This is a genomic window from Pseudomonas quebecensis, from assembly GCF_026410085.1.
Classification (GTDB): Bacteria; Pseudomonadota; Gammaproteobacteria; order Pseudomonadales; family Pseudomonadaceae; genus Aquipseudomonas; species Aquipseudomonas quebecensis.
On record NZ_CP112866.1, the window covers coordinates 119,575 to 145,882 of the forward strand.

A 26,308-nucleotide genomic window follows, 5' to 3' on the forward strand; every position below is an offset into this window, starting at 1 on the left:
TTGAATGTTGGTTATAAGGATCTACCTATAAGTTCGCCTCTCCTACCTCCTGAACCAGTTGTCGGTGTTTCTAGGATTTTGAGTTTGGGCGCGTTGACCGGTTTGTCATCGGCGATAGCTTTGTTGATTGTTGCCACATAGTTGATAAAGAATGGCTCGCGGTTAATTTCAGTTGTTTTATCCGTGTTGTGGCAAAGCCACCATAAGACTTTGAATGGCATATGCTTTAAGTGAATATTTAGCAAGGAGTGGTAGGCTGTCTCTGTAAGCGACGTATGTGTCCCAATTTTTTCAATGTTTGATTCGATTGCTTGTTCGAGTTGATTTAGTAGTGGGATTGCAAAGTTGTCTATATAGGCGGTATATATGTTATATACTTCGTGATTTTCAATAAATTCTCTGCTGTTTGGTAGCTGTGTCAGGTCAAGCTTTGTGCCTGTCTTTCTCTCCAGATTTTTTCTTACGGGGGTTCCTGGATACAACATCATAATATTGAAATAGTGATCTAAAGATTCGTGTTCTGTAAGCCCGGATTTTACCAAAAAAACTAAGTTTTCAATGATTTCTCTTTTTTGTTGGTCGTGATAAAACATTATAAAGTCAAGTCCGACATCGATCTTGTTGTTTTGTAGGGCTCTTACGGCATCAATATTGTTTTGCACGGTGACCCTTTTGTTCATGTAGTCTAGTTGCGACTGTGAGCCAGACTCGATGCCCATCTCGACAAGCCTTAGTCCCTGACTCACTAGTTTTGGTAGTTCGGATTGTAACTTTAGAAGGTAGCCTACCGTGGAGGAACTGCTCCATGTGACCCGGCCGTTAAATAAGTTGTACAGTTTCTCTGAGAATTCCAGCACCCTATCTTTACGAACGAAAAAATTCGCATCCATCATGTATATGTGTTCGAACGAGTAGTGCGTATAGGCTTCCGCTATCCAGCTAACAAGTGTCGTGGCTTCGATGGCGCGCCATTTTGGCCCCTCCTTGTCTGCTGCGACAATAGCGCAAAAAGAGCATGCTAATGGGCAGCCTCGACTGCTTGTCAATGCTATGGCTTTTCTCTGTTTAGAGTCTTTCCTATCTGTGAAATAAAGTTTTTGTAAGCGTTCCGAAGAGTATTCAAGGAGCGGGTTCTCCCAGTCCGCTGTGGGGAGTTGTATCTTTTCTATATAGGACTCTTTCAGCTTTCCAGATGTCGTAAGCCACACTGCGTTTGGTATTCTATTGAAGTGATTTTTATAAATGTGTTTTTTTGATTTTGTTTTGCGTGGGAACTGAGTGTGAGTATTATTAAATACGTCTATGAGTTTAGCAGTTGAATGCTCACCCTCGCCACGTATCGCTAACTCAAAGGTCCTGTTACTCGCACGCAGAAAATCTTCCGCTGCTAGGCTTATATGTGGGCCGCCACAAAAAATGAATGTTCCGGGCAAGGCATTTTTTATTGTTTTTCCCCATGTTATCGCTGCCTGCACATGACTGCTATATATTGAGATCCCTATAAAGTGTGGTGCCCAGTTGATTAAATCGGCTAGCTCGTCAATATCTGATGTGTATAGGTCGGAATAGTCAAAGATTTTACAAGTTGTGTGCTCGGAATTTTTTCTTACATAAGCTGAAATGTTCTGTAGGCCAAGCGGCATCACTTTTTGTGGGCCTTCGCCGTAGGGTAGAGCGACTAATGCGAGTCGACAGAGTTCGACAGGCTCACTCGTGCAAGGCGCGGAAAAGTTGTGAGCTTTTTTCATAAGAACTCCTCGCTTCACTGGCTTTAGCCAGGCAAAAAAAATCTGGATAGCGCTCCGCTATGAGCGCAGATTTCTCGTCAGACTCTAGTGCATCAATAAATTTATTTTTCGATATTTTTAGAAGGTGCGTCCCGTTATGGAAGAAGCAATATCCTAGTTCTGTTAGGCAGACTACTCCGATCTTCGTTTTTATTCTCATGCGGCGTTGATCCATCCGCTCTCAGTAATTGGACACTGTTTTACAGTGTCCAATTAGTAGCTAGTAGTACTTCATTAGAATTCGGGTGCCGTTTTTCCAGCAACCATGTCGTAACTTCCATCTGGTACCGGAGTTAAGGTCTCGACATCAGAGGCCAGTTCATCCAGATAGTCATCGTCATTTTCGTCTGCCATGATATTGCTCCTTTTTGTTTTTGATTTCAGCGTATTTGCAGTCGGATTAAGCGTCTTGCATGCCAGCAAGAATCGTGGCTGCTCTTATATAAAAGTCCCAGAGATTCTTTAAGTCAAATAGAAAATGAAATTTCAGAAATTTCCTAAGATTACTGTTTGCTTGTAAGAAAAGTCCCGCTTTGAAGGATGGCTCCTACGAGTATGTAGGATGAAGAGGCCATGGAGGCAATCGAATCGTTTGTGGTGTGCTTGTTTATTTTTTGGAATTATGGATTAACGGCTGACTCGTTACAGCAAAACTCTATTTTCGAAATTTCAAGACTTTTTAAGCAGTTATATCGTGCGAATGTAATCCGATTCCTATCTCTTGGTCTAAAAAACAGTCCTCTGAGCTGTTTCTGCGATCGAGACTCAGATTCCAATTTATGCATTAAGTAAGTGCTTTAACTGAGATAAACATATGGAGTAGGGCTTGCCCTACTACATTGGATCTTCTGTGTTCCTACAGACGTTGCAGTAGTTCCCAGGCACGCTGCCCAACAATCCCCAACAACTTGGCCAACATATGCGGCGGTGGCTCATCTGCGCGGGTCAGGGCGTACAAGGTGATCGGCAACGGTGGCGTGAGCGGGCGGATGCAGGTGGTGGCGGTCGAGGCGCCGAGGGCGGTGAAGGGGTCGATGACCGTCAGGCCAGCGCCGGATTCGACCATGGCGCGGGCCAGGGAATAGGTTTGCACCGAGATTGTCACCCGGGGCGCGGGGTCGACGTTTTCCAGGTAGCTGTCGAGTTTGGCGGCCAGCGGATCGGCGCTGGAAAGGCCGATCAACGGCGCACCCGCCAGGTCCGCCAAGGGCAATGGCGTGCTCAGTTCGGCTTCGGTCCAGTAGCCTTTGGACGCCAACGCCACCAGCACACCGTTGGCCAGCACTTGGGTGGTCAAGCCCGGGTGCCCGGAGAAGTTGAGGGTCAGCGCCAGATCAATCTCGCGCATCAGCAGTTTCTGCACCAGCTCACGGCTGTGGTCGCTGGACAGCTCGCAGGCCATGTCCGGGTAATCGCGGGTCCATTCCAGGATTGCCGGCGGCAGCAGCGACAAGGCCAGCGCCGGGATCGCCCCGATGCGCACGCTCTGGCCCGGTGCGCGGCGCAAGCTCTTGGCCAGGCGCCGCACGGCTTGCAGGCTGTCGGTGACTTTATCGACTTCGCGCTCCAGCGCCAGCGCTTCCGGCGTGGGCTGCAACTTGCCGCGCACCCGCAGAAACAACGGGAAACCCAACTGCAACTCGGCGTGCTGCAGCACCTTGGTCACTGCCGGTTGTGACACGTGCAACAACTGCGCGGCAGCGCTGACGGAGCCGGTCTGGCGGATAGCCTGGAAGATTTCGATATGACGCAGGCGCATGGCAAGTCCATAACCTTTGTTTATAGGTGAACCATCTTTATTCATTGTCGCTGGCCTGTCACCTGCCCCTAGGCTGGAACCCTCTTAATGCAACGGCAGGTGGCGGGGATGGTGTGCATCATCGGCGGTGGGGTGATCGGTCTGGCCAGTGCCTATGCGCTGGTGCGTGCGGGCCATGAAGTGACGGTGATCGATGCGCGCGACACCCTGGGTAGCGAGACCAGCTTCGCCAACGGCGGGCAATTGTCCTACCGCTACGTCGCCCCGCTGGCGGATGCCGGTGTGCCGCTGCAAGCCATCGGTTGGTTGCTGCGTGGTGACTCGCCGCTCAAGCTGCGCCCGCGCCTCGACCCTCGGCAGTGGCGCTGGATGGCGGCGTTCCTCGGCGCTTGCCGTGGCTCGGTGAACCAGCGCAATGCCGCGCACCTGCTGCGCCTGGCGGCCTTGAGCCAAGCGACGTTGCAGCAATGGCGCGAGGATGATCGTCTGGACGGTTTCGACTGGCGGCGCAACGGCAAGCTGGTGACGTTTCGCACTGCGGCAAGCTTTGAATCGGCACGCAATAAAATCACCGACATCCTGCAACAGCAAGTGCTATCCGCCGTCGATTGTGCACGCTTGGAACCGGCGCTGGAGGGCGGTGGTTTTGTCGGTGGGATCTACACACCGAGCGAAGAAGTGGCCGATTGTCATGCCTTCTGCCAGCGTTTGGCGGCGCGGCTGCAAGCGTCGGGGCGTTGCCGCTTTGTGCTGGGGCGCAAGGTCACTGGCGTTCGTCATGCCGACGGCGCGGTGCAGGCAATCGAGTTGGGCGATGAGGTGATGCCGGTCGAAAACCTGGTGCTGGCCGCCGGTTATCGCAGCGCTGAACTGGGGGCCTCGCTGGCGCTGTACCCGCTCAAGGGCTACAGCCTCAGCGTGCCGATTGGCGCGCAGCATCGGGCGCCGAACGTGAGCATCACCGACTACGACCGCAAGATCGTCTACGCGCGCATCGGCGAGCAACTGCGGGTGGCGGCGATGGTGGACATCGTCGGTTTCGATGCGAGCCTCGACCCCAAACGCCTGGCGCTGATGAAACGCCAGGCCCTGGAGACTTTACCCCTGGCTGGCGACTATGCCCATGCGGTGGAATGGGCCGGCATGCGTCCGGCCACCCCGACCGGCGTGCCGCTGATTGGCGCCGGTCAATATCGCAACCTGTGGCTGAACCTGGGCCACGGCGCGCTGGGTTTTACCCTGGCCTGTGGCAGCGGCAAACTGCTTGCCGAACTCATCGACCAACAGGTCACTTCCATTGATATGCAGGGCCTGGCGCCCCGCGCGGCATAAGGAAGCCCCCATGACCATCAACCGAATCAGCAGTAATGAACGCCTGAGCGGCGCCGTGACGTTCAAGAACTTGGTGTTCCTCTCCGGCCAGGTGCCAGGCGACGGTGAGGACGTGGCGACGCAAACCCGCGAAGTCCTCGCCAAGATCGATGGGCTGTTGGCCCAGGCAGGCAGCGACAAGGATCATCTGCTCAATGCAACGATTTATCTGAAAGACATCAGCAGTGGTTTTGCACCGATGAACGCGCAGTGGTCTGCGTGGCTTTCGCCAGGCATGGCGCCGACCCGCACCACCCTGCAAGCGGAACTGGCTCGACCCAGTGTGCTGGTGGAAATCAGCGTGATTGCTGTACGTAAATAACTCAAAGACCAACGGAGAATAACAATGAAAAAGATCCTGTTGACCGGCTGCACCCTCGGGCTGTTATTGGCCGCACAGGCCCAAGCGAGCACGGCCCCGCTGGACGGCACACTGGCCAAGATCGCCAGCGCCAAGTCAATCACCCTGGGTTATCGCGACGCCTCGGTGCCGTTTTCGTACGTGGGCGATCACAGCGGCAAACCCATGGGCTATTCGGTGGACCTGGCAAACAAGATCGTCGAACGCATCCAGCAGAAAACCGGGGTGCCCACCCTCAACGTCAAATACAACCTGGTGACCTCCCAAACCCGTATTCCGTTGGTGCAGAACGGCACCGTCGACCTGGAATGCGGCTCCACCGGCGTGACTGCCGAACGGCAGAAACAGGTGGCGTTTTCCTACGGGTTTATCTATGTGAAAGGCCAGTTGTTGACGGCTAAAGACAGCGGCATCAACGGCTTCGCCGATCTGGCGGGCAAGAATGTGGTGACCACCGCCGGCACGACCAACGAGCGTTTCCTTAAAAGCTACAACGCCGAGCACAAGGCCAATATGTTTGTGATCAGCGCCAAGGACCATGGCGAAGCGTTCAAGATGCTGGAGACCGGTCGTGCGGCGGCGTTCTATATGGACGATGCATTGCTCTACGGCGAACGTGCCAAGGCCCGCGACCCGCACAACTGGGTGGTGGTGGGCGAGGAACAGTCGCGGGAGATCTACAGCTGCATGGTGCGCAAGGAGGACCCGCAGTTTCTGGCGGTGGTCAACGAGACCCTCGGTGACCTGTACCGCAGCGGGGAAATCAACGGGATTTACCAGCGCTGGTTTGAACAGCCGATTCCGCCCAAGGGCTTGAACCTTGAGTTCCCGATGACCAGCGAGTTGAAGGCGATCATTGCCAAGCCGGTCAGCGACCCGGTGGAGTGATGTGCTGATGTGGTAACCCAATCTAACTGTGGGAGCTGGCTTGCCTGCGATAGCTTCACCCAAGTGTTACTGAAAGACCGAGGTGACTGCATCGCGGGCAAGCCCGGCTCCCACACAAGCCCGCTCCCACAGTTTTGATTGGGTTTGCAAAGTAAGGGCGTTAGAAGTCGCCCCAGAGTTGTTGGGCCACGGCCAATGCAACGACGGGCGCGGTTTCGGTACGCAACACCCGCGGCCCAAGGCGGGCGGCGTGGTAGCCGGCGGCTTGGGCTGTTTCGACTTCATTGTCGGTCAGCCCACCTTCTGGCCCGATCAAAAACGCCAGGCTCGACGGCTTGGCATGGCTGACCATAGGCTCGGCCACCGGGTGCAGCACCAACTTCAAATCCGCCTCGGTCTGCTTGAGCCAATCGGCCAGCAGCAGCGGCGGGTGGATCACCGGCACCGTCGAACGCCCACATTGCTCGCACGCGCTGATCGCCACCTGGCGCCAGTGCAGCAGGCGTTTATCGGCGCGTTCGTCCTTGAGGCGCACTTCGCAGCGGTCGCTGAAGATCGGCGTGATGGCGTTGACCCCCAGTTCAGTGGCTTTCTGAATCGCCCAATCCATGCGCTCGCCCCGGGACAGCCCCTGGCCGAGGTGGATGTGCAGCGGCGATTCGGTCTGGCCGGCGAAGCGTTGCGTGAGTTGCACGGTGACGCGTTTCTTACCGACCTCCAGCAACGTGCCGCGAAACTCCTGACCGGAACCGTCGAACAGTTGCACGGCATCGCCTTCACCCATGCGCAGTACGCGGCTGATGTAATGCGCCTGGGCTTCGGGCAGTTCAACCTCGCCGAGGCTCAGCGGGGTGTCGGTGAAAAAGCGGGACAGTCTCATGTCTGTTCTCTGGAAAAAGGGTGTGCAGAGCGGACGCGGAGCGTCCAGGGCTGCATTCCCACGCAGAGCGTGGGAACGATCATGGGGTGGTTTAGCCCGGATCGCGGAAGCCGGGGTGGAAATCCTTCGGCACCGCCACGCTGACATTGCTGTTGGTGGCGATGTCGATGCCTTCGCTGGCAACCTCGGCGAGGAAGTCGATCTGCTCCGGCGTGATCACATAGGGCGGCAGGAAATACACTACGCTGCCCAACGGCCGCAACAATGCGCCGCGCTCCAGCGCGTGTTCGAACACCTTGAGGCCACGGCGTTCCTGCCATGGGTAGGCGGTCTTGGTGGCCTTGTCCTGGACCATCTCGATGGCCAGCACCATGCCAGTCTGACGTACTTCCGACACATGCGGATGGTCGACCAGGTGCGCCGTCGCCGTGGCCATGCGCTGGGCCAGGGCCTTGTTGTTCTCGATAACGTTGTCTTCTTCGAAAATATCCAGGGTCGCCAAAGCCGCCGCGCACGCCAGCGGGTTGCCGGTGTAGCTGTGGGAATGCAGGAAGGCGCGCAGGGTCGGGTAGTCGTCGTAGAACGCGTCGTAGACATCATCGGTGGTGACCACCGCCGCCAGCGGCAGGTAACCCCCCGTCAGGGCTTTGGAGAGACACAGGAAGTCCGGACGGATGCCGGCCTGCTCACAGGCGAACATGCTGCCGGTGCGGCCGAAGCCCACCGCAATTTCATCGTGGATCAGGTGCACGCCGTAGCGGTCGCAGGCTTCGCGCAGCAGTTTGAGGTACACCGGATGGTACATGCGCATGCCGCCGGCGCCCTGGATCAGCGGTTCGACGATCACCGCGGCGACCGTGGCATGGTGTTCGGCCAGGGTCTGCTCCATGGCCAGGAACATGGCGCGTGAATGTTCTTCCCAGCTCATGCCTTCGGGACGCAGATAGCAATCGGGGCTCGGTACTTTGATGGTGTCGAGCAGCAGCGCCTTGTAGGTTTCGGTGAACAGCGGCACATCGCCCACCGACATCGCGGCGATGGTCTCGCCGTGGTAGCTGTTGGTCAGGGTGACGAAGCGCTTTTTGTCCGGCAGGCCGCGGTTGAGCCAATAGTGGAAGCTCATCTTCAGCGCGACTTCGATGCATGACGAACCGTTATCGGCGTAGAAGCAGCGGGTCAGGCCTTCGGGCGTCATCGCCACCAGGCGTTCGGACAACTCGATGACCGGCTGGTGGCTGAAGCCGGCAAGGATCACATGTTCGAGTTGATCGACCTGGTCCTTGATGCGCTGGTTGATGCGCGGGTTGGCATGCCCGAATACATTGACCCACCAGGAGCTGACGGCGTCGAGGTAGCGCTTGCCTTCGAAATCCTCCAGCCACACGCCTTCGCCACGCTTGATGGGGATCAGCGGCAGTTGCTGGTGGTCTTTCATCTGGGTGCAGGGATGCCACAGCACCGCGAGGTCGCGTTGCATCCACTGGTTGTTCAGGCCCATCGTGTCTCTCCTCGAAGCGGTCCTGCGACCGGCGCAGGCGAAACAATCGCGCAAGCCTATGCAAAGCAGGGCGGCGTCACAACCCATGGCGTGTTAATTGGCAGTAAACACAGGACGGACTGTCACGTTTCTCAGGAATAGTCCTTAATCCTTGGTTAACTTATCGTGCCTAGGCTCTTGATCGCATTTCTCGATATTTCAAAGCGAAATTTTCCGCTTTAATTCGATAGTTAACAGGCTAGTCTTGGGCGCAGCTCTTACGGGATTAAGTACATGCAGCTACGTAACTCACCGGCCCGGTATGGCTGGGTCAGTATGGTTTTGCACTGGGGCGTGGCCCTGGTGGTGTTTGGCCTGTTTGCCCTGGGCCTGTGGATGGTTGGACTCGATTATTACAGCGCCTGGCGCAAAGATGCGCCGGACCTGCACAAGAGCATCGGCATCACGCTGTTTGCGGTGATGCTGGTGCGGATCGTCTGGCGCCTGATCAGCCCGCCGCCACCGCCGCTGGCCAGCTACAGCCGCCTGACCCGGATCGGTGCCGCGTTTGGCCATATGTTCCTGTACGTCGGCCTGTTTGCGGTGATGATTGCCGGTTACCTGATTTCCACCGCAGACGGTGTCGGTATTCCGGTGTTTGGGCTGTTTGAAATTCCTGCATTGGTTTCCGGTCTACCGGACCAGGCAGACAACGCCGGCCTGGTGCACCTGTACCTGGCCTGGGTGGTGGTGGTCTTCGCCGGCCTGCATGGCGTGGCTGCGTTGAAACACCACTTTATCGATCGTGATGCGACCCTTACGCGAATGCTGGGGCGCAAAGCCTGATGTTCAACCTCGACTCACAAGGAATAGAAAGCATGTTGAAAAAGACACTCGCTGCTCTGGCAATCGGTACTGCTCTGCTGTCCGCTGGCCAGGTCATGGCTGCTGACTACAAGATCGACAAGGAAGGCCAGCATGCCTTCATCGACTGGAAAATCAGCCACCTGGGCTACAGCTTCATCCACGGTACTTTCAAGGACTGGGATGGCACGTTCAGCTGGGATTCGGCCAAGCCTGAAGCCAGCAAAATCGCAGTCGACGTGAAAACCGCCAGCCTGTGGTCCAACCACGCCGAGCGTGACAAGCACATCGCCAGCAAGGACTTCCTCGACGTTGCCAAGTTTGCCGACGCCAAGTTCGTGTCCACCGCCGTTAAATCCACCGGCGATAAAACCGCTGACGTAACCGGTGACCTGACCTTGCACGGCGTGACCAAGCCGGTGACCTTCAAGGCCACGTTCAACGGTGAAGGCAAAGACCCGTGGGGCGGCGAGCGCGCTGGCTTCAACGCCAAGACCACGCTGAACCTGAACGACTTCGGCATCAAAGGCCCAGGCCCGTCTTCCCAGACCCTGGACCTGGACATCTCGCTGGAAGGTGTGAAGCAGAAGTAATGGTGCGGGTTTAAGAAAAACCGGATCTCAGGGTCCGGTTTGCTGGGTGCAAAAAAATGCCCCGTCTCGAGAGAGCGGGGCATTTTTTATGCTGCGTAGAAACTCAGCGGTTGCGGGTCAGCAACGCTGGTTTCTCACCACGAGGGCGGCCTGGCAATTGATCCAACTGCTCCGGGGTCGGGAAGCGATCGACTTTCGACTCCTTGTGGATAATCTTCGGCGCCGGGCCACCGCGCGGGTTCTGCACGGCGGGCTCGGAGGAGCGTGGCTGGTCGTCACGGGCTGGACGGCGATTGCGCGAGTCTTCGCGACGGGCCTGGCCATCACGCGGTGCGCCGTTACGCGGGCCGCTGCGTTTGGCAGGTGGGGTGCCGGTGGTACCGCCGCTGCTGTTGCGTGGGCCATTCTGCCGTGCGCCCTGTGGCTGACCGCCACGAGGAGCGCCTGCACCCGCGCCCTGTGCCGGAGCACCTGGACGGCGGCCACGGCCCTGGGCCGGCTTGGCCTGGGGCACATAGTCAACGCGGTTACCGAAGTTATCCACATCGTCGTCGAGGAATTCGTCCGGGGCTCGGTCGGCGGCGGCGCGCGGTGGCTGGCTCGGCTGGCGCTGTTCGCGCGCCGGGCTGCCTTCACGGGGCTTCTGCTCACGGGCCGGGCGTTCGCCACGGCTGCTGCCGGCGGTTTTTTCCTTGCCCTTGTCCTTGCCTTTGTCGCGACGACCACCACCACCGCCGCCACCGTTCGGGCCATCGCCCTTCGGACCGCGTGGGTTGCGTGGGTTGCGCACATCCGGACGCTCGCGCGCTTCAGGCTTCTCGGCCTCCACGGTGCTGGCATCGAAGCCCATCAGGTCGCCGTCGGCGATTTTCTGCTTGGTCATGCGCTCGATGCTTTTCAGCAATTTTTCTTCGTCCGGTGCCACCAGGGAGATGGCTTCGCCCGAGCGACCCGCACGGCCGGTACGACCGATACGGTGCACGTAATCTTCATCGACGTTCGGCAGCTCGAAGTTGACGACGTGTGGCAACTGGTCGATATCCAGGCCGCGGGCGGCAATATCGGTGGCGACCAGAATGCGCACAGTGCCGGCCTTGAAATCGGCCAGGGCTTTGGTGCGCGCGTTCTGGCTCTTGTTACCGTGGATGGCCACGGCGGTCAGGCCGTGCTTGTCCAGGTACTCGGCCAGGCGGTTGGCGCCGTGTTTGGTGCGGGTGAACACCAGGACCTGTTCCCACGCGCCGGCGGTGATCAGGTGAGCCAGCAGCGCACGTTTGTGGCTGGCGGGCAGGCGGAACACGCGTTGCTCGATACGCTCGACCGTGGTGTTCGGCGGCGTGACTTCGATGCGCTCCGGGTTATGCAGCAGCTTGCCGGCCAGGGCAGTGATGTCCTGGGAGAACGTTGCCGAGAACAGCAGGTTCTGACGTTTGGCCGGCAGACGGGCAAGCACTTTTTTCACGTCATGGACAAAGCCCATGTCGAGCATGCGGTCGGCTTCGTCCAGTACGAGGATTTCCACGTGGGACAGATCGACGCTGCCCTGGCCACACAGGTCGAGCAAACGACCGGGGCAGGCCACCAGCACGTCGACACCGCGGGACATGGCCTGAACCTGTGGGTTCATGCCGACGCCGCCGAAGATGCAGGCGCTGACGAACTTCAAATCGCGGGCATACAGCTTGAAGCTGTCATGGACCTGGGCGGCAAGTTCGCGGGTAGGGGTCAGGACCAGGACGCGCGGTTGGCGCGGGCCGTGACGCTGGGATTTGTCCGGATGACCGTTGGGGAACAACCGCTCCAGGATAGGGAGGGCGAAACCGCCGGTTTTACCAGTACCTGTCTGGGCTGCAACCATCAGGTCGCGACCTTGCAACACGGCGGGAATGGCCCGCTGTTGCACGGGAGTAGGCTCGGTATAGCCCGCTGCCTCGATGGCGCGGACTAAAGCCTCGGAGAGACCGAGGGAAGCAAAGGACATGAGTAATCCTGTTTTAGTTAGGGCTTGGCCCAAAGGGATAATCTTGCCGGGCGTGAATGGCGCTTAGGGGAGCGAAATCCCGTCCGGTCCTGCTGCGTCCGGCGAGCACTCCACCGGCTCGCGCGGGCTGCAAAGCTGCGCTGTAGCGGGGTTGGGTGCCTTTTCCAGGACCTCAGCGGCCGGGCGTAAGCCTGGCGGAAAGGCCGGAGTATAACAGAGCAATCACGGCGCGCTGCTTTCCTGCTGCTCAACGGTGCGTTCTGCCGCTGCAATGCCGGCGTTTGCGCCGTACCTGGCGCTCAGTGCAGCGTAGCCTGGTTCTTGCTTGAAACGTTTTAATTCAGCGGCAAACCGCTGCACCAGCAGGTCCAGGCCCGCGCCACGGCGTACGGCAAGGTACTGCGGCTGGCGGCTGACCACCAGCGGGGCCTGGCTGACCTTGCCTTCCAGGCCCAATGTCTTGATCAAATGCTGGCCAACCCGGCGATCGGTGATCAGTAGATCGATACGTCCGAGCAATAATTTGCCGAAGTTCGCCTCATGGCTGGGCGCCGATTCGCGGTAGAACAGCGCCGAATCGCTGAAATGAGCGCCGTACATGTAGCCCGGCGAGGTGCCGACCGTAAGTCCACGCAGGTCGTCCAGGCGCTGCGCTGGGTGAGGTCGCTCGTTGGCATAGAACAGCACGAAGTCCACGTCGGACAACGGTTCGCTGGGGTACAGCAACTGGGCGTCGCGCGCCTGGCTGTGGAAAATATCCAGCGCGCCATCGGCGTGGCCTTGATCCAGCATGGCCAGGCAGCGTTTCCAGGGCAGGAATTGCCACTGCACCTCGACCCCCAGGCGCTGGAACACGATGACGGTGGTTTCGTAGTCCAGCCCGCGCATGGTGCCTTGGTCTTCGTACACGTAGGGCGCCCACGGCTCGGTGACAATGCGCAGTTTCTCGCCGTAAGCGGCCAGGCTAAGGCAAGTGAAAAGCACAGCAGTCAACAACTTGAGAATGACGGGCATGCCCTGAGGTTACGATGCTGGCGCATTAAAGAGAAGCTCTGGCATGCGCATCCGCGGCGGCTGCTATTTGGCTGGCGATGTCATCAAGTGTTCGTAGATCGCCGTGCGCCGCTCGCCGAGAATCAGGCGTACCAGCGGGTTGGCAAACCAATGTTCCAGCTGGTGGGCATCGATCGGGCGTTTCTGCCGCTCCTCCTGGTTCTGTCGCGCCTTGTCCCACCACACCGGGCCGCATGCCTGGTCGAACTCATTCTTGTGCTCGTAGCAGCCGTAAAGAATTTCGCGGATGAACTGCTGCTGGTGCTTGGGCAGCGCCAGCGTGATCAACTTGTACATCAGGCGCTGCGCACGCGGTGGGCGCGGCAGGTGCGCGGAGACCTGGCGGGTGTCAGCCAGGGCCTGAGGGCTGGTGGGGGCCGCCTGGTGCTTGGCGATCCATGCTTTGACCTTGGCACGAAACAGTTGCTTGCGGCTCCAGTAGTGATGAATGAGGTCCGGACACTCCCGCACGTTGACCGTGCGGTAGGCGGCGATCGACAGGCAGAACTCTTCCAGGGTGTACGCGCCCTGGGCATGGGGGAACAGTTCGTCCATCAAGGCAATGGAGCGATCCAGGATAGGCGCGTCCTGCTGGGTCAGGCCCATGACGCCGGAGTTGAGCGTCATCATGTCATCGTCGGCCACTCCCATGTCCAACAGGCGCTGGCGCAGGGCGGTATAGAGGATGCTTTCGTGGTTATCGCCGTAGCGGGTGTAGAAGGCGTTGCACAGCAGCGTACCGGGCTGCACGCGCTCGAACAGTTCCAGGGGCGAGTGGTGGAAAAAGGTATCGGTGTCGATCAGCAGTGCTACCGGCGATTCTTGCAGTACCTGGCGCAACGCTACATGTTTGGTGCGGAAGTGATAGCCATGAGGCTCGCTCCAGCGTTTACGCGTGGCCTCGTCCAGCGGGCGGACGCGTACGGGCAGCAGGCGATAGGGCTCGGGGTCATCGCTGAATACCTGAATATCCACGGCATCGGGGGTTTCCTGCAGAAACGCCAGGGCACTGGCGATGCTGAACACGGCTTCCTGGTGGTAGGTCTGCGCACCGAAAACCAGATAGACCAGCTGCGGGCGGGAGGTCGTGGGCACTGTATTCATGGACTGCGGGTTTCCGTGGACATGTAAACGACAAAGGCCCTCGTCGAAACGAGGGCCCTGGCTCAGCTGGGCAAACGTCAGCGTGGCAGCTTGAGGTTGTTCCAGATGGCAAGGCTGGGTTCAGCCTGGTTCAGGGTATAGAAGTGCAACCCTGGCGCGCCACCTTGTAACAAGCGCTCACACATTTCGGTGATGACGTGCTCGCCGAACGCCTGGATGCTCTTGACGTCGTCGCCATAGGCTTCCAATTGCTTGCGTACCCAGCGAGGGATCTCTGCGCCGCAGGCGTCGGAGAAACGCGCCAGCTTGCTGTAGTTGGTGATCGGCATGATGCCCGGCACGATCGGGATGTTCACACCCATGGCCTGCACGCGCTCGACAAAGTAGAAGTAGCTGTCGGCGTTGAAGAAGTATTGGGTGATCGCGCTGTTGGCGCCGGCGTTGGCTTTGCGCACGAAGTTCTTCAAATCTTCTTCGAAATTGCGCGCCTGGGGATGCATTTCCGGGTAAGCCGCCACTTCAATATGGAAGTGATCTCCGCTTTCTTCGCGGATGAAACTCACCAGATCATTGGCGTAGCGCAGCTCGCCGCTGGCCATGCCCATACCGGACGGCAAATCGCCGCGCAGGGCGACAATACGCTTGATGCCAGCGCCTTCGTACTGGGTCAGCAGGCCGCGCAGGTCGGCCTTGCTGTCGCCCACGCACGACAAATGCGGCGCGGCGGGAATATTGACTTCGCTTTCCAGCTGCAACACGGTGTTGATCGTGCGGTCGCGGGTGGAACCGCCGGCACCGTAAGTGCAGGAGAAGAAATCGGGGTTGTAGCTGGCCAACTGCTTGGCAGTCGCCATGAGCTTTTCATGCCCAGCATCGGTCTTGGTCGGGAAGAACTCGAAGCTGAAGCGACGGTCTTGGGACATGGAGGGGTCTCCAGCTGCAAGTTGCGAGCTTCAAGTTGCAAGAGGGCGGTGCGCCTGTTCTTGTAGCATGAAGCTCCCAACCCATAACTGCTTAAAGAGCAAGGAAGTAGCAAGCCTTCACACAAACGCTTTTACTTGCCGCTTGTAGCTGAAAGCTTGCCGCTGCTGTCAGTACCTATACGCGTGGGGCTTGAACGGACCTTCAACGGTCACGCCGATATAGTCGGCCTGGGTCTTGGTCAGTTGGGTCACCACGCCGCCGAAGCCGCGGACCATTTCCAGGGCTACTTCTTCGTCGAGTTTCTTCGGCAGTACTTCCACGGTCAGGCGCTCGGCTTTCTGCGCAGGCGACAGATCGGCGTACTTCTGTTGGAACAGGAAGATCTGCGCCAGCACCTGGTTGGCGAACGAACCGTCCATGATGCGGCTTGGGTGGCCGGTGGCGTTGCCCAGGTTAACCAGACGGCCTTCGGCCAGCAGGATCAGGTAGTCGTCGTTCTGCGGGTCGAAATCGCCGGCGCCGGTGCGGTGAACCTTGTGCACCTGCGGCTTCACTTCTTCCCATGCCCAGTTCTTGCGCATGAAAGCGGTGTCGATCTCGTTGTCGAAGTGACCGATGTTGCACACCACGGCACGCTTTTTCAGGGCCTTGAGCATGTTGGCGTCGCACACATTCACGTTACCGGTGGTGGTCACGATCAGGTCGATCTTGCCCAGCAGGGCCTTGTCGATGCTGGCCTCGGTGCCGTCATTGACGCCGTCGATGAACGGCGAAACCACTTCGAAACCGTCCATGCAGGCTTGCATGGCGCAGATCGGGTCGACTTCGGACACTTTAACGATCATGCCTTCCTGACGCAGGGACTGGGACGAACCCTTGCCCACGTCACCGTAGCCGATTACCAGGGCTTGCTTGCCCGACAACAGGTGGTCGGTGCCGCGCTTGATGGCGTCGTTGAGGCTGTGACGGCAGCCGTACTTGTTGTCGTTCTTGCTCTTGGTCACCGAGTCGTTGACGTTGATGGCCGGGATTTTCAGCTCGCCCTTGGCCAGCATGTCCAGCAGACGGTGTACGCCGGTGGTGGTCTCTTCGGTCACACCATGGACGCGGTCGAGGATCTGCGGGTATTTCTTGTGCAGCAGCTCGGTCAGGTCGCCGCCGTCGTCAAGGATCATGTTGGCATCCCAAGGCGCGCCATCTTTAAGGATGGTTTGCTCCAGGCACCACTCGTATTCCTCTTCGGTCTCGCCTTTCCAGGCGAACACCGGAATACCGGCGGCAGCGATAGCGGCAGCCGCCTGGTCTTGAGTCGAGAAAATGTTGCAGGACGACCAACGCACTTCGGCACCCAGGGCAACCAGGGTTTCGATCAGCACGGCGGTCTGAATGGTCATGTGGATGCAACCGAGGATCTTCGCGCCTTTGAGCGGTTGCTCGGCGGCGTACTTGCGACGCAGGCCCATCAGGGCAGGCATTTCGGATTCGGCGATAAAGGTTTCGCGACGGCCCCAGGCAGCGAGGGACATGTCGGCGACTTTGTAGTCGGTGAAATCTGCAGGCGTGTTGACAGCGCTCATGAAGAGCCTCCATTCGTAGTGTGCGAATGGGCGCCGTTGTGCGTTTAGTATCAGGCCAGGGCAACCAGGCCGGACAACGCCCCATCCGAGCCTGACAGGTTGAACCCTGCTGCAGCGCCCCTCGGACAGGTGGCGGGAAAACGGCAGTAGCCGTTCTGAATCGGGGGCGATTATAGCTTTCTTTGGTTGGTTGGTGGCAAGCGACAAGCTGCAAGCGGCAAGTAAGAGCGAATCGGCTTTTAACTTGCAGCTTGTCGCTTAAAACTTGAAGCTGGCGTCTCTCAAACACCTCGGAGTCCGCCCCCCATGAACTTCCACACCCGCAAATGGGTAAAACCCGAAGACCTCAACCCCAACGGCACGTTGTTCGGCGGCAGCCTGTTGCGCTGGATCGATGAAGAAGCGGCGATCTACGCGATTGTTCAACTGGGCAATCAGCGGGTGGTCACCAAGTACATCTCCGAAATCAACTTCGTCAGCGCCTCGCGCCAGGGCGATATCATCGAGCTGGGCATTACCGCCACTGAATTCGGCCGCACCTCCATTAGCCTGACGTGCGAAGTGCGCAACAAGATCACCCGCAAAAGCATCCTTACCGTGGAAAAAATGGTGTTCGTCAACCTTGGCGAAGATGGGTTGCCGGCGCCGCACGGGCGCACCGAGATTAAATACGTGAAGGACCAGTTCAAGGACGACACGCTTGCTGAGTAACGCCTTGGCGGGCGTCAGTTAAGTTACTGAATTATTCCGGATGGACTTTTTTGCGGCGTTCTGCTCACTCAGGATGACAACTGAAGTGAAAGGAGTCCGTATATGAAAGTGTCCAGCCCGCTCGTTCAGCATCAACCAACATTGCCCGCAAACATCGATCGGCATGCCCATGCGCCGTTAATCGAGGGTGTAGGTCCGCGCAAATTGGATCTCTATCGCGATGCCGGTGGTCGGGTGGATGTGTTTTTATCGCCCGCAGCACCTGAGCATCTCGTACTCAGCGGCGGCGGCGCCAAAGGCGTTGCCTTTTCCGGCATGATGCGGGCACTTGAGGAGGCCGGGAAGCTGGAAGATATCAGGCTGGTTTCCGGCTCTTCAGCCGGGGCGATCTCCGGTGTGCTGATTGCCAGTGGCATGGGGGGCGACGCATTCGACGCCCTGCTGGACCGTATTGACATGCCGAGTCTGCTTAACAGTCCGGACCCCGTAACGGCGTGGTTGCAAAGCGCCAGTTCGACTCTTGGCAACGTTACCCGCCGCTTGCCGGGCGGTGGCATTTTGCAGTTGTTCATGACGCTGATGCCGCGTCTGCAGACTGAGGCGCCTGCATTGGAAGCGATGATGCGCGACCAGGCGCGGCAATCGATTCTCACCCATATTGCCGACACGCCCAGGTCTACCCGGCCTGCCGAACTGATGAAGATTGCCGACCGGCTGAGCGCCGGAAGCGGCCCTACGTTTGCCGACCTCGCCACGTTGAGTCGCCATATTCCTGCTATCAAGCAACTCAACATCACCGGCACCGGCATGTTCGACGGCCGCCCTCAATTGGTGGTGTTCAATGCCGATCTGACGCCGGACATGGGTATCGCCCGCGCCGCACATATCTCAGGGGCATTGCCTGTGCTGTTCAAGAGCCCGCTTGAGCAGGGGCATGCGTTCCAGGCGGCCACTGACGTCAGCGCTTTTCAGGACGGCGGACTGCTGGTCAACGTTCCGGCACCTGATGTGATTGAGCGTTCGTTTCCAGAAACCCCTCTGAGCAAGGACAAGTCGCTGATTGTTCAATTTGAATCCGAACAACCGTCGGAGCCAACGAGGACCGGCGGATTTTTCAGTCATCTGGTCGATACCTTCAGCGGAACCTCACATACGGCTGCCGACGCGTATCAGAATGATCGACTCATTGCACTTGCCGATCAGACGGTGACATTACCCATGAACACCGCCGAAGGTGACTTTCGCGGCATGCACGGTACTGTCAATTTCACCATGGCGCCTGGACAGAAAGACCACTTGCAGGCCCAGGCGTACAAAGCGGTGGCGGCCCACCTCGAAAAGCACGCTACGGTCCGTGAGCATCATCACTTCGCCACATTGGAACAGGCGGTGCTAGCGATGGATGATGAAATGCTGGCCAGCGTGCAAGACTCGCTCAAGAACGAGCCTGCGGCCACGGATATCGTGCGTTTTCGCAAGGAGGCGCAGCAGACGCTGCAGCAACTGGACAGTGCGATTTGCGAGGCCAATCAATCGAGCGACACCCTGACGCTTACATCGAAATTGGCCTGCGCTCTGCGCAACCTGGATGCACTTGCCTGTCGTCCGGAGCGTGTTGAATGGTTGTCACGGCGCCTGAACGTGTCGGGGCAGCGCAATTTTCAGCAGCTTTTGCAAGTGTGTGCCAAGGGCGGATGGGATGACGCACCTCTGTCCAAGGTCATGAGAGCGGCGGTTATTGAAATGGGCAAGCGCGATATCGCGGTGAAGGCCGAGCGCTTCACCCGAGAAGTCATTTATCCCTCGCAATACCGCCTGGGCCAGCCAGACAGTAATATCGACCTGTTGCAGCAAGCGGCCCGCGAAGTAGCCAAGGCAACCACGCCGGCCGAGTTCAACCAAGTGCTCGACGGCATCATTGGCAATTACAAGGCGCGCAACAAACCTTGGGCGAAACCGGGCAGCGCCACAACGGTTGAGATGGCCAAAGCCTGGCGTGTACCGGTTTAGTTGTCTGGCCACTGAACAGCCACTGTCGCGGCGTGTCGTAGCTACAGGCATCCCTTGGACTCTGGTAAATCATGGCCACACACGCAGACGGCAAAACCCCCAACTTGTCGCAGGAAGAGCAGCAGGACGTCGACGACAATCAACCGCCCCGCGCGGCGGTACTGCACGAGATCATCCGCACCCAAGGCGATCAGGAGCTGGAGCGCAGCGTCGCTGCGTTATGGTGGTCGGCGCTGGCCGCCGGCCTGACCATGGGCCTTTCACTGATGGCCATGGGGCTGCTCAATTCGCGGCTGCCCGACGGTGAAGCGTTCAAGGTGATCGCCAGCTTCGGCTACTGCGCGGGCTTCCTGGCGGTGATCCTGGCGCGCCAGCAACTGTTTACGGAAAACACCCTTACGGCCGTGCTGCCGGTGATGAGCAAGCCGACGCTGGCCAACGCCGGTCGCCTGCTTAGGCTGTGGTCGGTGGTGCTGGTGGGTAACCTGTGCGGCACCTTGCTGGTGGCCTACGTGATGCTGCACCTGCCGATCTTCGACACCAAGACCGACCACGCCTTCCTGGAGATCGGGCGCAAGATCATGGAAAACGACGCGGGGCAGATGTTCGCCAAGGGCATCATCTCAGGCTGGATGATCGCCACCATGGTGTGGATGATTCCTTCCATGGAAAGCGCCAAGATGTGGATCATCATCTTGATCACCTACCTGATGGCGCTGGGCGATTTCACCCATATCGTGGTGGGCTCGGCGGAAGTCTCGTACCTGGTGTTTGCCGGCGAATTGTCGTGGCATGACTTCTGGCTGGTGTTCGCCGGACCGACCCTGGCCGGTAACATCATCGGCGGCAGCTTCATTTTTGCCCTGATCAGCCATGCGCAGATCCGCAGCGAAAGCAGCCTACCGGACAAGAAGGCTGCAGATCCAAGGCATCCGCAGCGCATCGACAAGGGTCAGTGAGCCTGAGTCGTGGCGTGAGGTTGCACGGTCCCAGATAAGTGCGCGATAGAACCTTTCGATGTGCCACGGCTCAGAGCGGGTAGGTGCGGTTTTAAGTTTGTGGTGCTAGAACTTTCATCGCAGCATAAAAAACGACAAAAGGAATTAAGTCATGACAGTCGCTTTCTGGTGTGTGTTGATCGCCATTTTTCTGCCTTACCTGTGCACGGGGGTGGCCAAGTTCAGCGGCGGCAAGTTCGGGTTGCGCCATAACCATGACCCTCGGGCGTTCCTGGACGGCCTGGATGGTGTAGCCAAGCGTGCCCACAGCGCGCAGCTCAATGGTTTTGAAGTTACCCCGGCGTTTGCGGCAGCGGTGATTATTGCCCATCTGGCCGGGACGGCCGAACTGGTGACCATCAACGTGCTGGCGGTGCTGTTTATCACCAGTCGCCTGTTGTACATCATCTGCTACCTGGCGGACTGGGCGATCCTGCGCTCGCTGGTATGGGCGGTGGGGATGGCGTTGATCGCGAGTTTCTTCTTCGTCTCGATCTGAGACGTGGCGCAGATTCCAATGCGGGAAGAGGCTCGCCCCTCCCGCACTGGGTTTTTCAGCCTCGATCAGGACCCGACAGGCGCATCCGGGACCTGTGGCAGCGCAGCGCCCTTGGGCCAGAGCATCCAGATCTGGCCTTGCTGTTTCATATTCCCCGCCAACTCACCCGCCGCTTGGCCCGTGCCCCAGAACAAATCCGCACGGACTTCACCGGTAATGGCGCCTCCGGTGTCCTGGGCGGCGACCGGGCGGGTAATCGGCGAGCCATCCGGCCTGGTGGTCGCCAGCCATAACAGGCTGCCCAACGGAATCACCTTGCGATCCACCGCCACGCTGTAGCCGGCAGTCAGCGGCACATTCAGTGAGCCGCGCGGGCCTTCGTTGCTGTCGGGGCGGGCGCTGAAAAACACGTAGCTGGGGTTGCTCGCCAGCAGTTGCGGAATACGTTGCGGGTGAGCCTTGGCCCAGGCGCTGATGGCGCCCATGCTGACCTCTTCCTTCTTCAGTTCGCCTTGCTCCACCAGCCAGCGGCCGATAGGACGATAGGGGTAGCCGTTCTGGTCGCCGTAACCGACACGCAGTTGGCGCCCACCCTTGAGTTGAATACGGCCCGAACCCTGGATCTGCAGGAATTGCAGGTCCATCGGGTCGGTGAGCCAGGCGATCGGCTTGGCGGTGGAGCCTTGGCCGTTGATCACACTGGCATCGTCATAAGGCTTGAGTACGCGGCCCTCCAGGCGTCCGCGCAGGCGCTTGCCCTTGAGTTCAGGGTAAATGCTTTCCAGATTGACGATGATCAGGTCATCCGGTACGCCGTACACCGGGACGTGGGCGGCGGCGGTCTGGGTCAGGCTGCCTGGGTAGACGGGCTCGTAGTAGCCGGTGATCAAGCCATCAGGGGTATTGTCGGCCGAGCGCAAGCCGAACACGTCCAGGCGCTCCTTGAGAAACCCCCGCACGGCCGCTGCGTCGCCCGGCACCGTCGCCGCTGCCGCGCAGGTCGTGCCCCAGACCGGGTCGGCCTTGAGGCGCTGGCAGGCGCTGCGCCAGGCTTCGAAGCCGGCCAGTAAATCGCTGTCGGACACCGCCGGCAACGCTTCCCACGGTGCGCTCACATAGGTGGCGACGGCGTGGGGTTTGACGGTTTCGTCCTTGGCTGCTTCTTTACCCGTGTCCTTGCCGGCGTCGCAGCCGGCCAGCAGCGCGACGAGGGGGAGAGCCCACGCCAGGCGGCGGCTCCAGGGTTTCAACGTGATAGTCATCCAAGCAATTCCTGAACTGATTGCCCGCGCCGTAGTGGCGCCGGGCAACCTTATTATTAATAGGGCTATTGGTCTTTAGGGACGGGGCGAGGATACTGGCCGCCGTTTCCCGTGACCTCGAAGCCATCATGACTTTTAAAAGACTGACCGTTGTATTGCTGGCCTGCCTCACTCTGTCCGCCTGTGGCGGGGTGGATCCCAATTCGCCCCTGGGGCAGCGCAAGGCGATCTTCAAGCAGATGCTCAAGACCGGCGAAGACCTGGGCGGCATGTTGCGTGGGCGTATACCGTTCGACGGCGCAAAGTTCGCCGAAGGCGCGACCCGACTCGATGCATTGGCCCATCAACCGTGGCAGCACTTTCCAAGCGTGCGGGAAGAAGACCACACCAGTGCCAAGGACGACGTATGGCAAAAACAGGCGCAGTTTCAGCAATTGGCGCGCGACCTGGAAGCGGCCACCGGCGAACTGGTGATCGCCAGCCAGGTCCTGCCTTACAAAGCCAGCAACCTGGGGCCTGCCGTGCAGAAAGTCGAAGATGCCTGCAGCGCCTGCCATAAACAGTTTCGGGACCATTGACCGGTCTTACTGATCGAGTTCTTCCACGGCGTCCTGCAATTCCTTGCGCGACTCGGCGAGCTTGTCCTTACGTTTGTTGATCTTGTCCGGGTCGCCTTTTTTCATGGCTTTATCGAGATCGGCCTGGCGGCGGCTGACTTCATGCTTGGCGTCGAGCACCTTGTTTTCACGTTCCCTCTTGAGCGATGCGTCGTTGCAGTTGGCGGTGACTTCGCTCAGGGCCTTTTCAAGGCCGGCTTGCTGTTCGCTGTTACCGTGGGCCTTGGCCTGTTCAATCTGAGTGCTGATGGCTTGGCGCTTGGCGGCGCAGCCGGTGAGGGGCTCGGCGTCTTCGGCCGCCAGCAACGGCATGGTCATCAGGCTTGCGACGGTCAATAAGGCAACAGGGGCTAAAAATTTCATCGTGAACTCCAGGGTCGCATGGGGCAGGGTGAATTCTGCCAACTGTTAAAACGGTGGCGGGCCGGGTTCAGAACCCGTCTATCCCGGCCATACGCAATGTTTCAGCCAAGGCCTTTACCTGCGGGTCGTGAAAAAAAGCGCTCAATTGCGCCGCACGCCCCGGGCCGATGCCATCTTCGGCCATCCAGGCTTGGGTGTCGCGGGCGACCAGCGTATGCCAGTCACCCTTGAGGTTGTTACGCGCCACAGGTGGTACGCCCAAGGCCTTGAGCCAGTGTGCGAAAGGCCGCTGCCGGGCGCGGTGGAGACTGTCGAGTACCCGCGCGCGGCTTTGCTCGCCAAAGCCATCAATGTTAGCAAGCTGCGCCGCATCCAGGGTTAACCAATCGAGAAAGCCTGCGATTAGACCGGCCTGGATCAATACGTTCCAGGTCTCTCGCCCCATATGTGGCAAAGCCAGGCCCTGGTTGCTGCTGAGCCAGGTGAGGCGGGCGAGCAATTGCTCTTCGCAGCCAGGGTCGAGCTGCCAGCAGCTCAAGGCATGAAAATTCCGAGGGTCGGGGACGGGCAGCTCGACTCGGGTGGGGTTGCGCAGGACGACCTGGTCCAGCCGTGGAATGACCTGGCCCGCGAGGGTGATGGACACCTGATCGCCGGGGCGAATATCCAAGGTTTGCCAGCGCTTCAAGGAGCCGGCGCTCACGCGGCTGATCTGCCGGTCGTCCAGTCGCACCGGCTCCAGCTCCAGGATCGGCGTGATCCGCCCGGTGCGGCCGATCTTGAACCGAACCTTGCGCACCAGCGCCAGGGCCCTGGTGGCCGGATATTTCCAGGCCACCGCCCAGTAGGGCGCACTGGCCTGCCAACGCTCGGCGGGTGCACGTAAAGCCTGGTGCAACACCACGCCATCGCTGGCGAAGGGCAGAGGATGGTGGTACCAGTAGGTACGCCAATGGGCGGCTTCTTCGAGGCTTTGGATGGGGTGACTGTAGCGCTGACTGTCGGTGAAGCCCCAGCGCGCCAGTGTGGCCAGGCGCTCGCTGAACGTGGCCGTACTGTCGGGCCAGGCCCACACGAACAGGCCGATACCGGCGGCATCGGCGTCGCTCAATTGGCGGCGATTCATCAGCCCGGCCACTTTGCTGCGAGCATTGAGCCCGCCCTGTGCCGATTGCACATGGTCGTCGAGCCGCCAGTACAGTTCGCCTTGCAACACCAGATCGATGGGGTCGGGCAATTGCTGGACAACGCCGGGGATTTTACCTGCAGACGTCGACCAATCCTGGCCAAGCACACCGTCGCCACGGCTGATTACCTGCCGCAGGCGGCCCTTGCGGTACACCAGCGTCACCGCGACGCCATCCACCTTGGGTTGGACCCACACATCCTGACGCGTGGCCAGCCAAGCCCCAACGGCCTGGTCATCCAGTAGTTTTTCCAGGCCGGTATGGGCGACGGGATGGCGCAAGGTGCCTCGTGAGCTGGCCAGGGGCTGGTCGTCGGCCGCAGCAGGCGCAGGGAAACACTGGCGCCAATCAGCCAGACGCTGACGGGCTTGGTCATAGAGTTCGTCGCTGACCGGCGATTGGCCGAGGCGGTGGTAACTGTCGTCCCACCTTCGCACCTGTTCGGCCAGGGCATCCGCTTGTTGACGGGCTTCCTGCGGGCATGTTTCCGCTGCCACCCGGAAGGGCAGCGCAACGATGAATAGAGCAACCAGTAAACGCATCAGGAGCATCCTTGCTCGAAAAGGGCGCCCAGCCTAAATGATCCGTTTGCGGACAAAAAAGTCCCGGCCATGCGGGGCTTTTTACCGGGTGTTGCTGTTTGCCGAACAGATCACCGTGGAACCGCATTGCCTGATTGCTGGCGGCCTGGTTTTGCTGCCCAATGTCGGCTTTGACGGTGGATTCAGTCAAAGTGTTTCAACTGGTGTAGCGCCTCCGACGGCGCTTTAAGCGTTGGCCGTGGGTGCAATAAAAAGCCCCGCAGGGCGAACCTGGCGGGGCTTTTTGCACATCGCTTCGCTTACAGGCCGGCGGCGGTACGCAGGTCGTTGGCGCGGTCGGTTTTTTCCCAGGTGAAGGTGGTGAAAGTGTCGTCACCCACGGTCTTCTGCTCAGGCGTACGACCGAAGTGGCCGTAGGCTGCGGTTTCCTGGTACATCGGGTGCAGCAGGTCGAGCATGGTCGTGATCGCGTAGGGACGCAGGTCGAAGACTTCGCGTACCAGCTTGACGATCTTGTCATCGCTGATCTTGCCGGTGCCGAAGGTGTTCAGCGAGATCGACGTAGGCTGAGCCACGCCGATAGCGTAGGAAACCTGGATCTCGCAACGCTCGGCCAGGCCGGCGGCCACGATGTTCTTGGCCACATAGCGACCGGCGTAGGCGGCCGAACGGTCCACCTTGGACGGATCTTTGCCGGAGAACGCGCCACCGCCGTGACGGGCCATGCCGCCGTAGCTGTCGACAATGATCTTGCGACCGGTCAGGCCGCAGTCGCCCACCGGGCCACCGATGATGAACTGGCCGGTCGGGTTGATGTGGAACTGGGTGTCCTTGCTCAGCAGTTCGGCCGGCAACACGTGTTTGACGATCAGTTCCATCACGCCTTCGCGCAGATCGGCGTAGGACACATCCGGGTTGTGCTGAGTCGACAGCACCACCGCGTCGATGCCGACGACTTTGCCGCCTTCGTAACGGCAGGTTACCTGGGACTTGGCGTCCGGGCGCAGCCACGGCAGCAGGCCGGATTTACGGGCTTCGGCCTGGCGCTTGACCAACTGGTGGGAGAAGGTGATCGGAGCCGGCATCAGCACGTCGGTCTCGTTGCTGGCGTAGCCGAACATCAAGCCCTGATCGCCAGCGCCCTGGTCTTCCGGCTTGGCGCGGTCGACACCCTGGTTGATATCGGGCGATTGCTTGCCAATGATGTTCATCACGCCGCAGGTCGCGCCGTCGAAGCCAACGTCGGAGCTGTTGTAGCCGATGTCGGTGATCACGTCGCGGACCAGTTGTTCCAGGTCGACCCAGGCCGAGGTGGTCACTTCGCCGGCGATGATCGCTACACCGGTCTTCACCAGGGTCTCGCACGCCACGCGGGCGAACTTGTCTTCAGCGATGATGGCGTCCAGCACCGCGTCAGAAATCTGGTCGGCGATTTTGTCCGGATGCCCTTCAGACACGGACTCGGAGGTGAAAAGGGAGTATTCGCTCATCTCGATGTTT

Annotated in this window: 23 protein-coding genes and 1 riboswitch; of the genes, 10 read left to right on the top strand and 13 right to left on the bottom strand. The window is 59.3% G+C overall.

Features of this window, described 5'->3' with window-relative positions:
* Positions 1-11: 11 nt before the first annotated feature.
* Together OSC50_RS00610 and OSC50_RS00615 are read right to left on the bottom strand one after the other, a co-directional pair.
* Positions 12-1,748, bottom strand: coding sequence for a B12-binding domain-containing radical SAM protein (locus tag OSC50_RS00610; protein WP_266247240.1), 1,737 nt, complete (start codon positions 1,746-1,748; stop codon positions 12-14).
* A gap of 895 nt (positions 1,749-2,643) precedes the next feature.
* Positions 2,644-3,546: a LysR family transcriptional regulator gene (locus OSC50_RS00615; RefSeq protein WP_266247238.1), complete on the bottom strand. Its 903-nt coding sequence runs from the start codon at positions 3,544-3,546 to the stop codon at positions 2,644-2,646.
* 99 nt (positions 3,547-3,645) lie between these two features.
* Between OSC50_RS00615 and OSC50_RS00620 the strand changes: the two genes are divergently transcribed.
* The 3 genes from OSC50_RS00620 to OSC50_RS00630 are packed head-to-tail and all read left to right on the top strand — an operon-like array spanning position 3,646 to position 6,166.
* Positions 3,646-4,878: a D-amino acid dehydrogenase gene (locus OSC50_RS00620; protein ID WP_181080732.1), complete on the top strand. Its 1,233-nt coding sequence runs from the start codon at positions 3,646-3,648 to the stop codon at positions 4,876-4,878.
* Positions 4,879-4,888: 10 nt separating this feature from the next.
* Positions 4,889-5,239, top strand: coding sequence for a RidA family protein (locus OSC50_RS00625; RefSeq protein ID WP_181080660.1), 351 nt, complete (start codon positions 4,889-4,891; stop codon positions 5,237-5,239).
* Between the two features lie 24 nt (positions 5,240-5,263).
* A complete protein-coding gene (locus OSC50_RS00630) occupies positions 5,264-6,166 on the top strand; it encodes a transporter substrate-binding domain-containing protein (RefSeq protein ID WP_266247236.1) in 903 nt (300 codons plus the stop codon).
* Positions 6,167-6,326: 160 nt separating this feature from the next.
* On the opposite strand, the gene OSC50_RS00635 is transcribed toward OSC50_RS00630, so the two are convergent.
* Positions 6,327-7,046, bottom strand: a complete 720-nt coding sequence (locus tag OSC50_RS00635; RefSeq protein WP_266247233.1) for a 16S rRNA (uracil(1498)-N(3))-methyltransferase — start codon at positions 7,044-7,046, stop codon at positions 6,327-6,329.
* A gap of 91 nt (positions 7,047-7,137) precedes the next feature.
* Complete coding sequence (locus OSC50_RS00640; protein ID WP_181080663.1) at positions 7,138-8,544, bottom strand: adenosylmethionine--8-amino-7-oxononanoate transaminase; 1,407 nt, start codon at positions 8,542-8,544, stop codon at positions 7,138-7,140.
* Between the two features lie 273 nt (positions 8,545-8,817).
* On the opposite strand from OSC50_RS00640, the gene OSC50_RS00645 reads away from it, so the two are divergent.
* Together OSC50_RS00645 and OSC50_RS00650 are read left to right on the top strand one after the other, a co-directional pair.
* Positions 8,818-9,369: a cytochrome b gene (locus OSC50_RS00645; RefSeq protein WP_181080664.1), complete on the top strand. Its 552-nt coding sequence runs from the start codon at positions 8,818-8,820 to the stop codon at positions 9,367-9,369.
* Positions 9,370-9,401: 32 nt separating this feature from the next.
* A complete protein-coding gene (locus OSC50_RS00650; RefSeq protein WP_034101238.1) occupies positions 9,402-9,980 on the top strand; it encodes a YceI family protein in 579 nt (192 codons plus the stop codon).
* Between the two features lie 103 nt (positions 9,981-10,083).
* On the opposite strand, the gene rhlE2 is transcribed toward OSC50_RS00650, so the two are convergent.
* The 5 genes from rhlE2 to ahcY form a co-directional block, all read right to left on the bottom strand.
* Positions 10,084-11,961, bottom strand: coding sequence for an RNA helicase RhlE2 (gene rhlE2, locus OSC50_RS00655; protein WP_181080665.1), 1,878 nt, complete (start codon positions 11,959-11,961; stop codon positions 10,084-10,086).
* 222 nt (positions 11,962-12,183) lie between these two features.
* A complete protein-coding gene (locus OSC50_RS00660) occupies positions 12,184-12,975 on the bottom strand; it encodes a substrate-binding periplasmic protein (protein WP_181080666.1) in 792 nt (263 codons plus the stop codon).
* A 63-nt stretch (positions 12,976-13,038) separates the two neighbouring features.
* Entirely contained in the window at positions 13,039-14,118 is a 1,080-nt protein-coding gene (locus OSC50_RS00665) for a hypothetical protein (RefSeq protein ID WP_253509680.1), read from the bottom strand.
* A 77-nt stretch (positions 14,119-14,195) separates the two neighbouring features.
* The gene (gene metF / locus OSC50_RS00670) at positions 14,196-15,041 is read right to left on the bottom strand and encodes a methylenetetrahydrofolate reductase [NAD(P)H] (RefSeq protein ID WP_266247227.1); all 846 of its coding nucleotides are present in this window, start codon (positions 15,039-15,041) and stop codon (positions 14,196-14,198) included.
* Between the two features lie 168 nt (positions 15,042-15,209).
* Complete coding sequence (ahcY, locus tag OSC50_RS00675; RefSeq protein WP_181080669.1) at positions 15,210-16,619, bottom strand: adenosylhomocysteinase; 1,410 nt, start codon at positions 16,617-16,619, stop codon at positions 15,210-15,212.
* Between the two features lie 21 nt (positions 16,620-16,640).
* A riboswitch (S-adenosyl-L-homocysteine riboswitch) is annotated at positions 16,641-16,748 on the bottom strand.
* Positions 16,749-16,925: 177 nt separating this feature from the next.
* On the opposite strand from ahcY, the gene OSC50_RS00680 reads away from it, so the two are divergent.
* The 4 genes from OSC50_RS00680 (at position 16,926) to OSC50_RS00695 (ending at position 20,837) form a co-directional block, all read left to right on the top strand.
* Positions 16,926-17,330: an acyl-CoA thioesterase gene (locus OSC50_RS00680; protein WP_181080670.1), complete on the top strand. Its 405-nt coding sequence runs from the start codon at positions 16,926-16,928 to the stop codon at positions 17,328-17,330.
* 102 nt (positions 17,331-17,432) lie between these two features.
* Positions 17,433-19,340 (top strand): patatin-like phospholipase family protein, encoded by a 1,908-nt coding sequence (locus tag OSC50_RS00685; protein WP_266247225.1) that lies wholly within the window; start codon positions 17,433-17,435, stop codon positions 19,338-19,340.
* Positions 19,341-19,411: 71 nt separating this feature from the next.
* Positions 19,412-20,299, top strand: coding sequence for a formate/nitrite transporter family protein (locus OSC50_RS00690; RefSeq protein WP_181080672.1), 888 nt, complete (start codon positions 19,412-19,414; stop codon positions 20,297-20,299).
* A gap of 151 nt (positions 20,300-20,450) precedes the next feature.
* Positions 20,451-20,837, top strand: a complete 387-nt coding sequence (locus tag OSC50_RS00695) for an MAPEG family protein (RefSeq protein WP_181080673.1) — start codon at positions 20,451-20,453, stop codon at positions 20,835-20,837.
* A gap of 65 nt (positions 20,838-20,902) precedes the next feature.
* Here the strand turns inward: OSC50_RS00695 and mltA are convergent, their stop codons facing one another.
* Positions 20,903-22,099 carry a murein transglycosylase A gene (gene mltA, locus OSC50_RS00700; protein WP_181080674.1) on the bottom strand — a complete coding sequence of 399 codons (1,197 nt, stop codon included), beginning with the start codon at positions 22,097-22,099 and terminating at the stop codon, positions 20,903-20,905.
* Positions 22,100-22,227: 128 nt separating this feature from the next.
* Between mltA and OSC50_RS00705 the strand changes: the two genes are divergently transcribed.
* Positions 22,228-22,677 (top strand): c-type cytochrome, encoded by a 450-nt coding sequence (locus tag OSC50_RS00705; RefSeq protein WP_266247221.1) that lies wholly within the window; start codon positions 22,228-22,230, stop codon positions 22,675-22,677.
* Between the two features lie 6 nt (positions 22,678-22,683).
* Here OSC50_RS00705 and OSC50_RS00710 read toward each other — a convergent pair whose 3' ends face one another.
* The 3 genes from OSC50_RS00710 to metK all read right to left on the bottom strand — a co-directional run bounded on the left by OSC50_RS00710 (position 22,684) and on the right by metK (position 26,298).
* On the bottom strand, positions 22,684-23,079 hold the full coding sequence (locus OSC50_RS00710; RefSeq protein WP_181080676.1) for a DUF1090 domain-containing protein: 396 nt from the start codon (positions 23,077-23,079) through the stop codon (positions 22,684-22,686).
* Between the two features lie 67 nt (positions 23,080-23,146).
* Entirely contained in the window at positions 23,147-24,808 is a 1,662-nt protein-coding gene (ligB, locus tag OSC50_RS00715; protein ID WP_266247219.1) for an NAD-dependent DNA ligase LigB, read from the bottom strand.
* Between the two features lie 299 nt (positions 24,809-25,107).
* Entirely contained in the window at positions 25,108-26,298 is a 1,191-nt protein-coding gene (metK, locus tag OSC50_RS00720; RefSeq protein ID WP_034115338.1) for a methionine adenosyltransferase, read from the bottom strand.
* Positions 26,299-26,308: the final 10 nt, after the last annotated feature.

Bases quoted from the DNA above. Each gene is read 5' to 3' on its own strand.
- OSC50_RS00635 (WP_266247233.1), bottom strand. From the start codon at position 7,046: ATGAGACTGTCCCGCTTTTTCACCGACACCCCGCTGAGCCTCGGCGAG.
- OSC50_RS00710 (WP_181080676.1), bottom strand. From the start codon at position 23,079: ATGAAATTTTTAGCCCCTGTTGCCTTATTGACCGTCGCAAGCCTGATG.
- OSC50_RS00630 (WP_266247236.1), top strand. From the start codon at position 5,264: ATGAAAAAGATCCTGTTGACCGGCTGCACCCTCGGGCTGTTATTGGCC.
- ahcY (WP_181080669.1), bottom strand. From the start codon at position 16,619: ATGAGCGCTGTCAACACGCCTGCAGATTTCACCGACTACAAAGTCGCC.
- metF (WP_266247227.1), bottom strand. From the start codon at position 15,041: ATGTCCCAAGACCGTCGCTTCAGCTTCGAGTTCTTCCCGACCAAGACC.
- OSC50_RS00695 (WP_181080673.1), top strand. From the start codon at position 20,451: ATGACAGTCGCTTTCTGGTGTGTGTTGATCGCCATTTTTCTGCCTTAC.
- OSC50_RS00650 (WP_034101238.1), top strand. From the start codon at position 9,402: ATGTTGAAAAAGACACTCGCTGCTCTGGCAATCGGTACTGCTCTGCTG.
- OSC50_RS00665 (WP_253509680.1), bottom strand. From the start codon at position 14,118: ATGAATACAGTGCCCACGACCTCCCGCCCGCAGCTGGTCTATCTGGTT.
- OSC50_RS00615 (WP_266247238.1), bottom strand. From the start codon at position 3,546: ATGCGCCTGCGTCATATCGAAATCTTCCAGGCTATCCGCCAGACCGGC.
- OSC50_RS00640 (WP_181080663.1), bottom strand. From the start codon at position 8,544: ATGGGCCTGAACAACCAGTGGATGCAACGCGACCTCGCGGTGCTGTGG.
- OSC50_RS00645 (WP_181080664.1), top strand. From the start codon at position 8,818: ATGCAGCTACGTAACTCACCGGCCCGGTATGGCTGGGTCAGTATGGTT.
- metK (WP_034115338.1), bottom strand. From the start codon at position 26,298: ATGAGCGAATACTCCCTTTTCACCTCCGAGTCCGTGTCTGAAGGGCAT.
- OSC50_RS00625 (WP_181080660.1), top strand. From the start codon at position 4,889: ATGACCATCAACCGAATCAGCAGTAATGAACGCCTGAGCGGCGCCGTG.
- ligB (WP_266247219.1), bottom strand. From the start codon at position 24,808: ATGCGTTTACTGGTTGCTCTATTCATCGTTGCGCTGCCCTTCCGGGTG.
- OSC50_RS00680 (WP_181080670.1), top strand. From the start codon at position 16,926: ATGAACTTCCACACCCGCAAATGGGTAAAACCCGAAGACCTCAACCCC.
- OSC50_RS00690 (WP_181080672.1), top strand. From the start codon at position 19,412: ATGGCCACACACGCAGACGGCAAAACCCCCAACTTGTCGCAGGAAGAG.
- OSC50_RS00660 (WP_181080666.1), bottom strand. From the start codon at position 12,975: ATGCCCGTCATTCTCAAGTTGTTGACTGCTGTGCTTTTCACTTGCCTT.
- OSC50_RS00705 (WP_266247221.1), top strand. From the start codon at position 22,228: ATGACTTTTAAAAGACTGACCGTTGTATTGCTGGCCTGCCTCACTCTG.
- OSC50_RS00610 (WP_266247240.1), bottom strand. From the start codon at position 1,748: ATGAAAAAAGCTCACAACTTTTCCGCGCCTTGCACGAGTGAGCCTGTC.
- rhlE2 (WP_181080665.1), bottom strand. From the start codon at position 11,961: ATGTCCTTTGCTTCCCTCGGTCTCTCCGAGGCTTTAGTCCGCGCCATC.
- mltA (WP_181080674.1), bottom strand. From the start codon at position 22,099: ATGACTATCACGTTGAAACCCTGGAGCCGCCGCCTGGCGTGGGCTCTC.
- OSC50_RS00685 (WP_266247225.1), top strand. From the start codon at position 17,433: ATGAAAGTGTCCAGCCCGCTCGTTCAGCATCAACCAACATTGCCCGCA.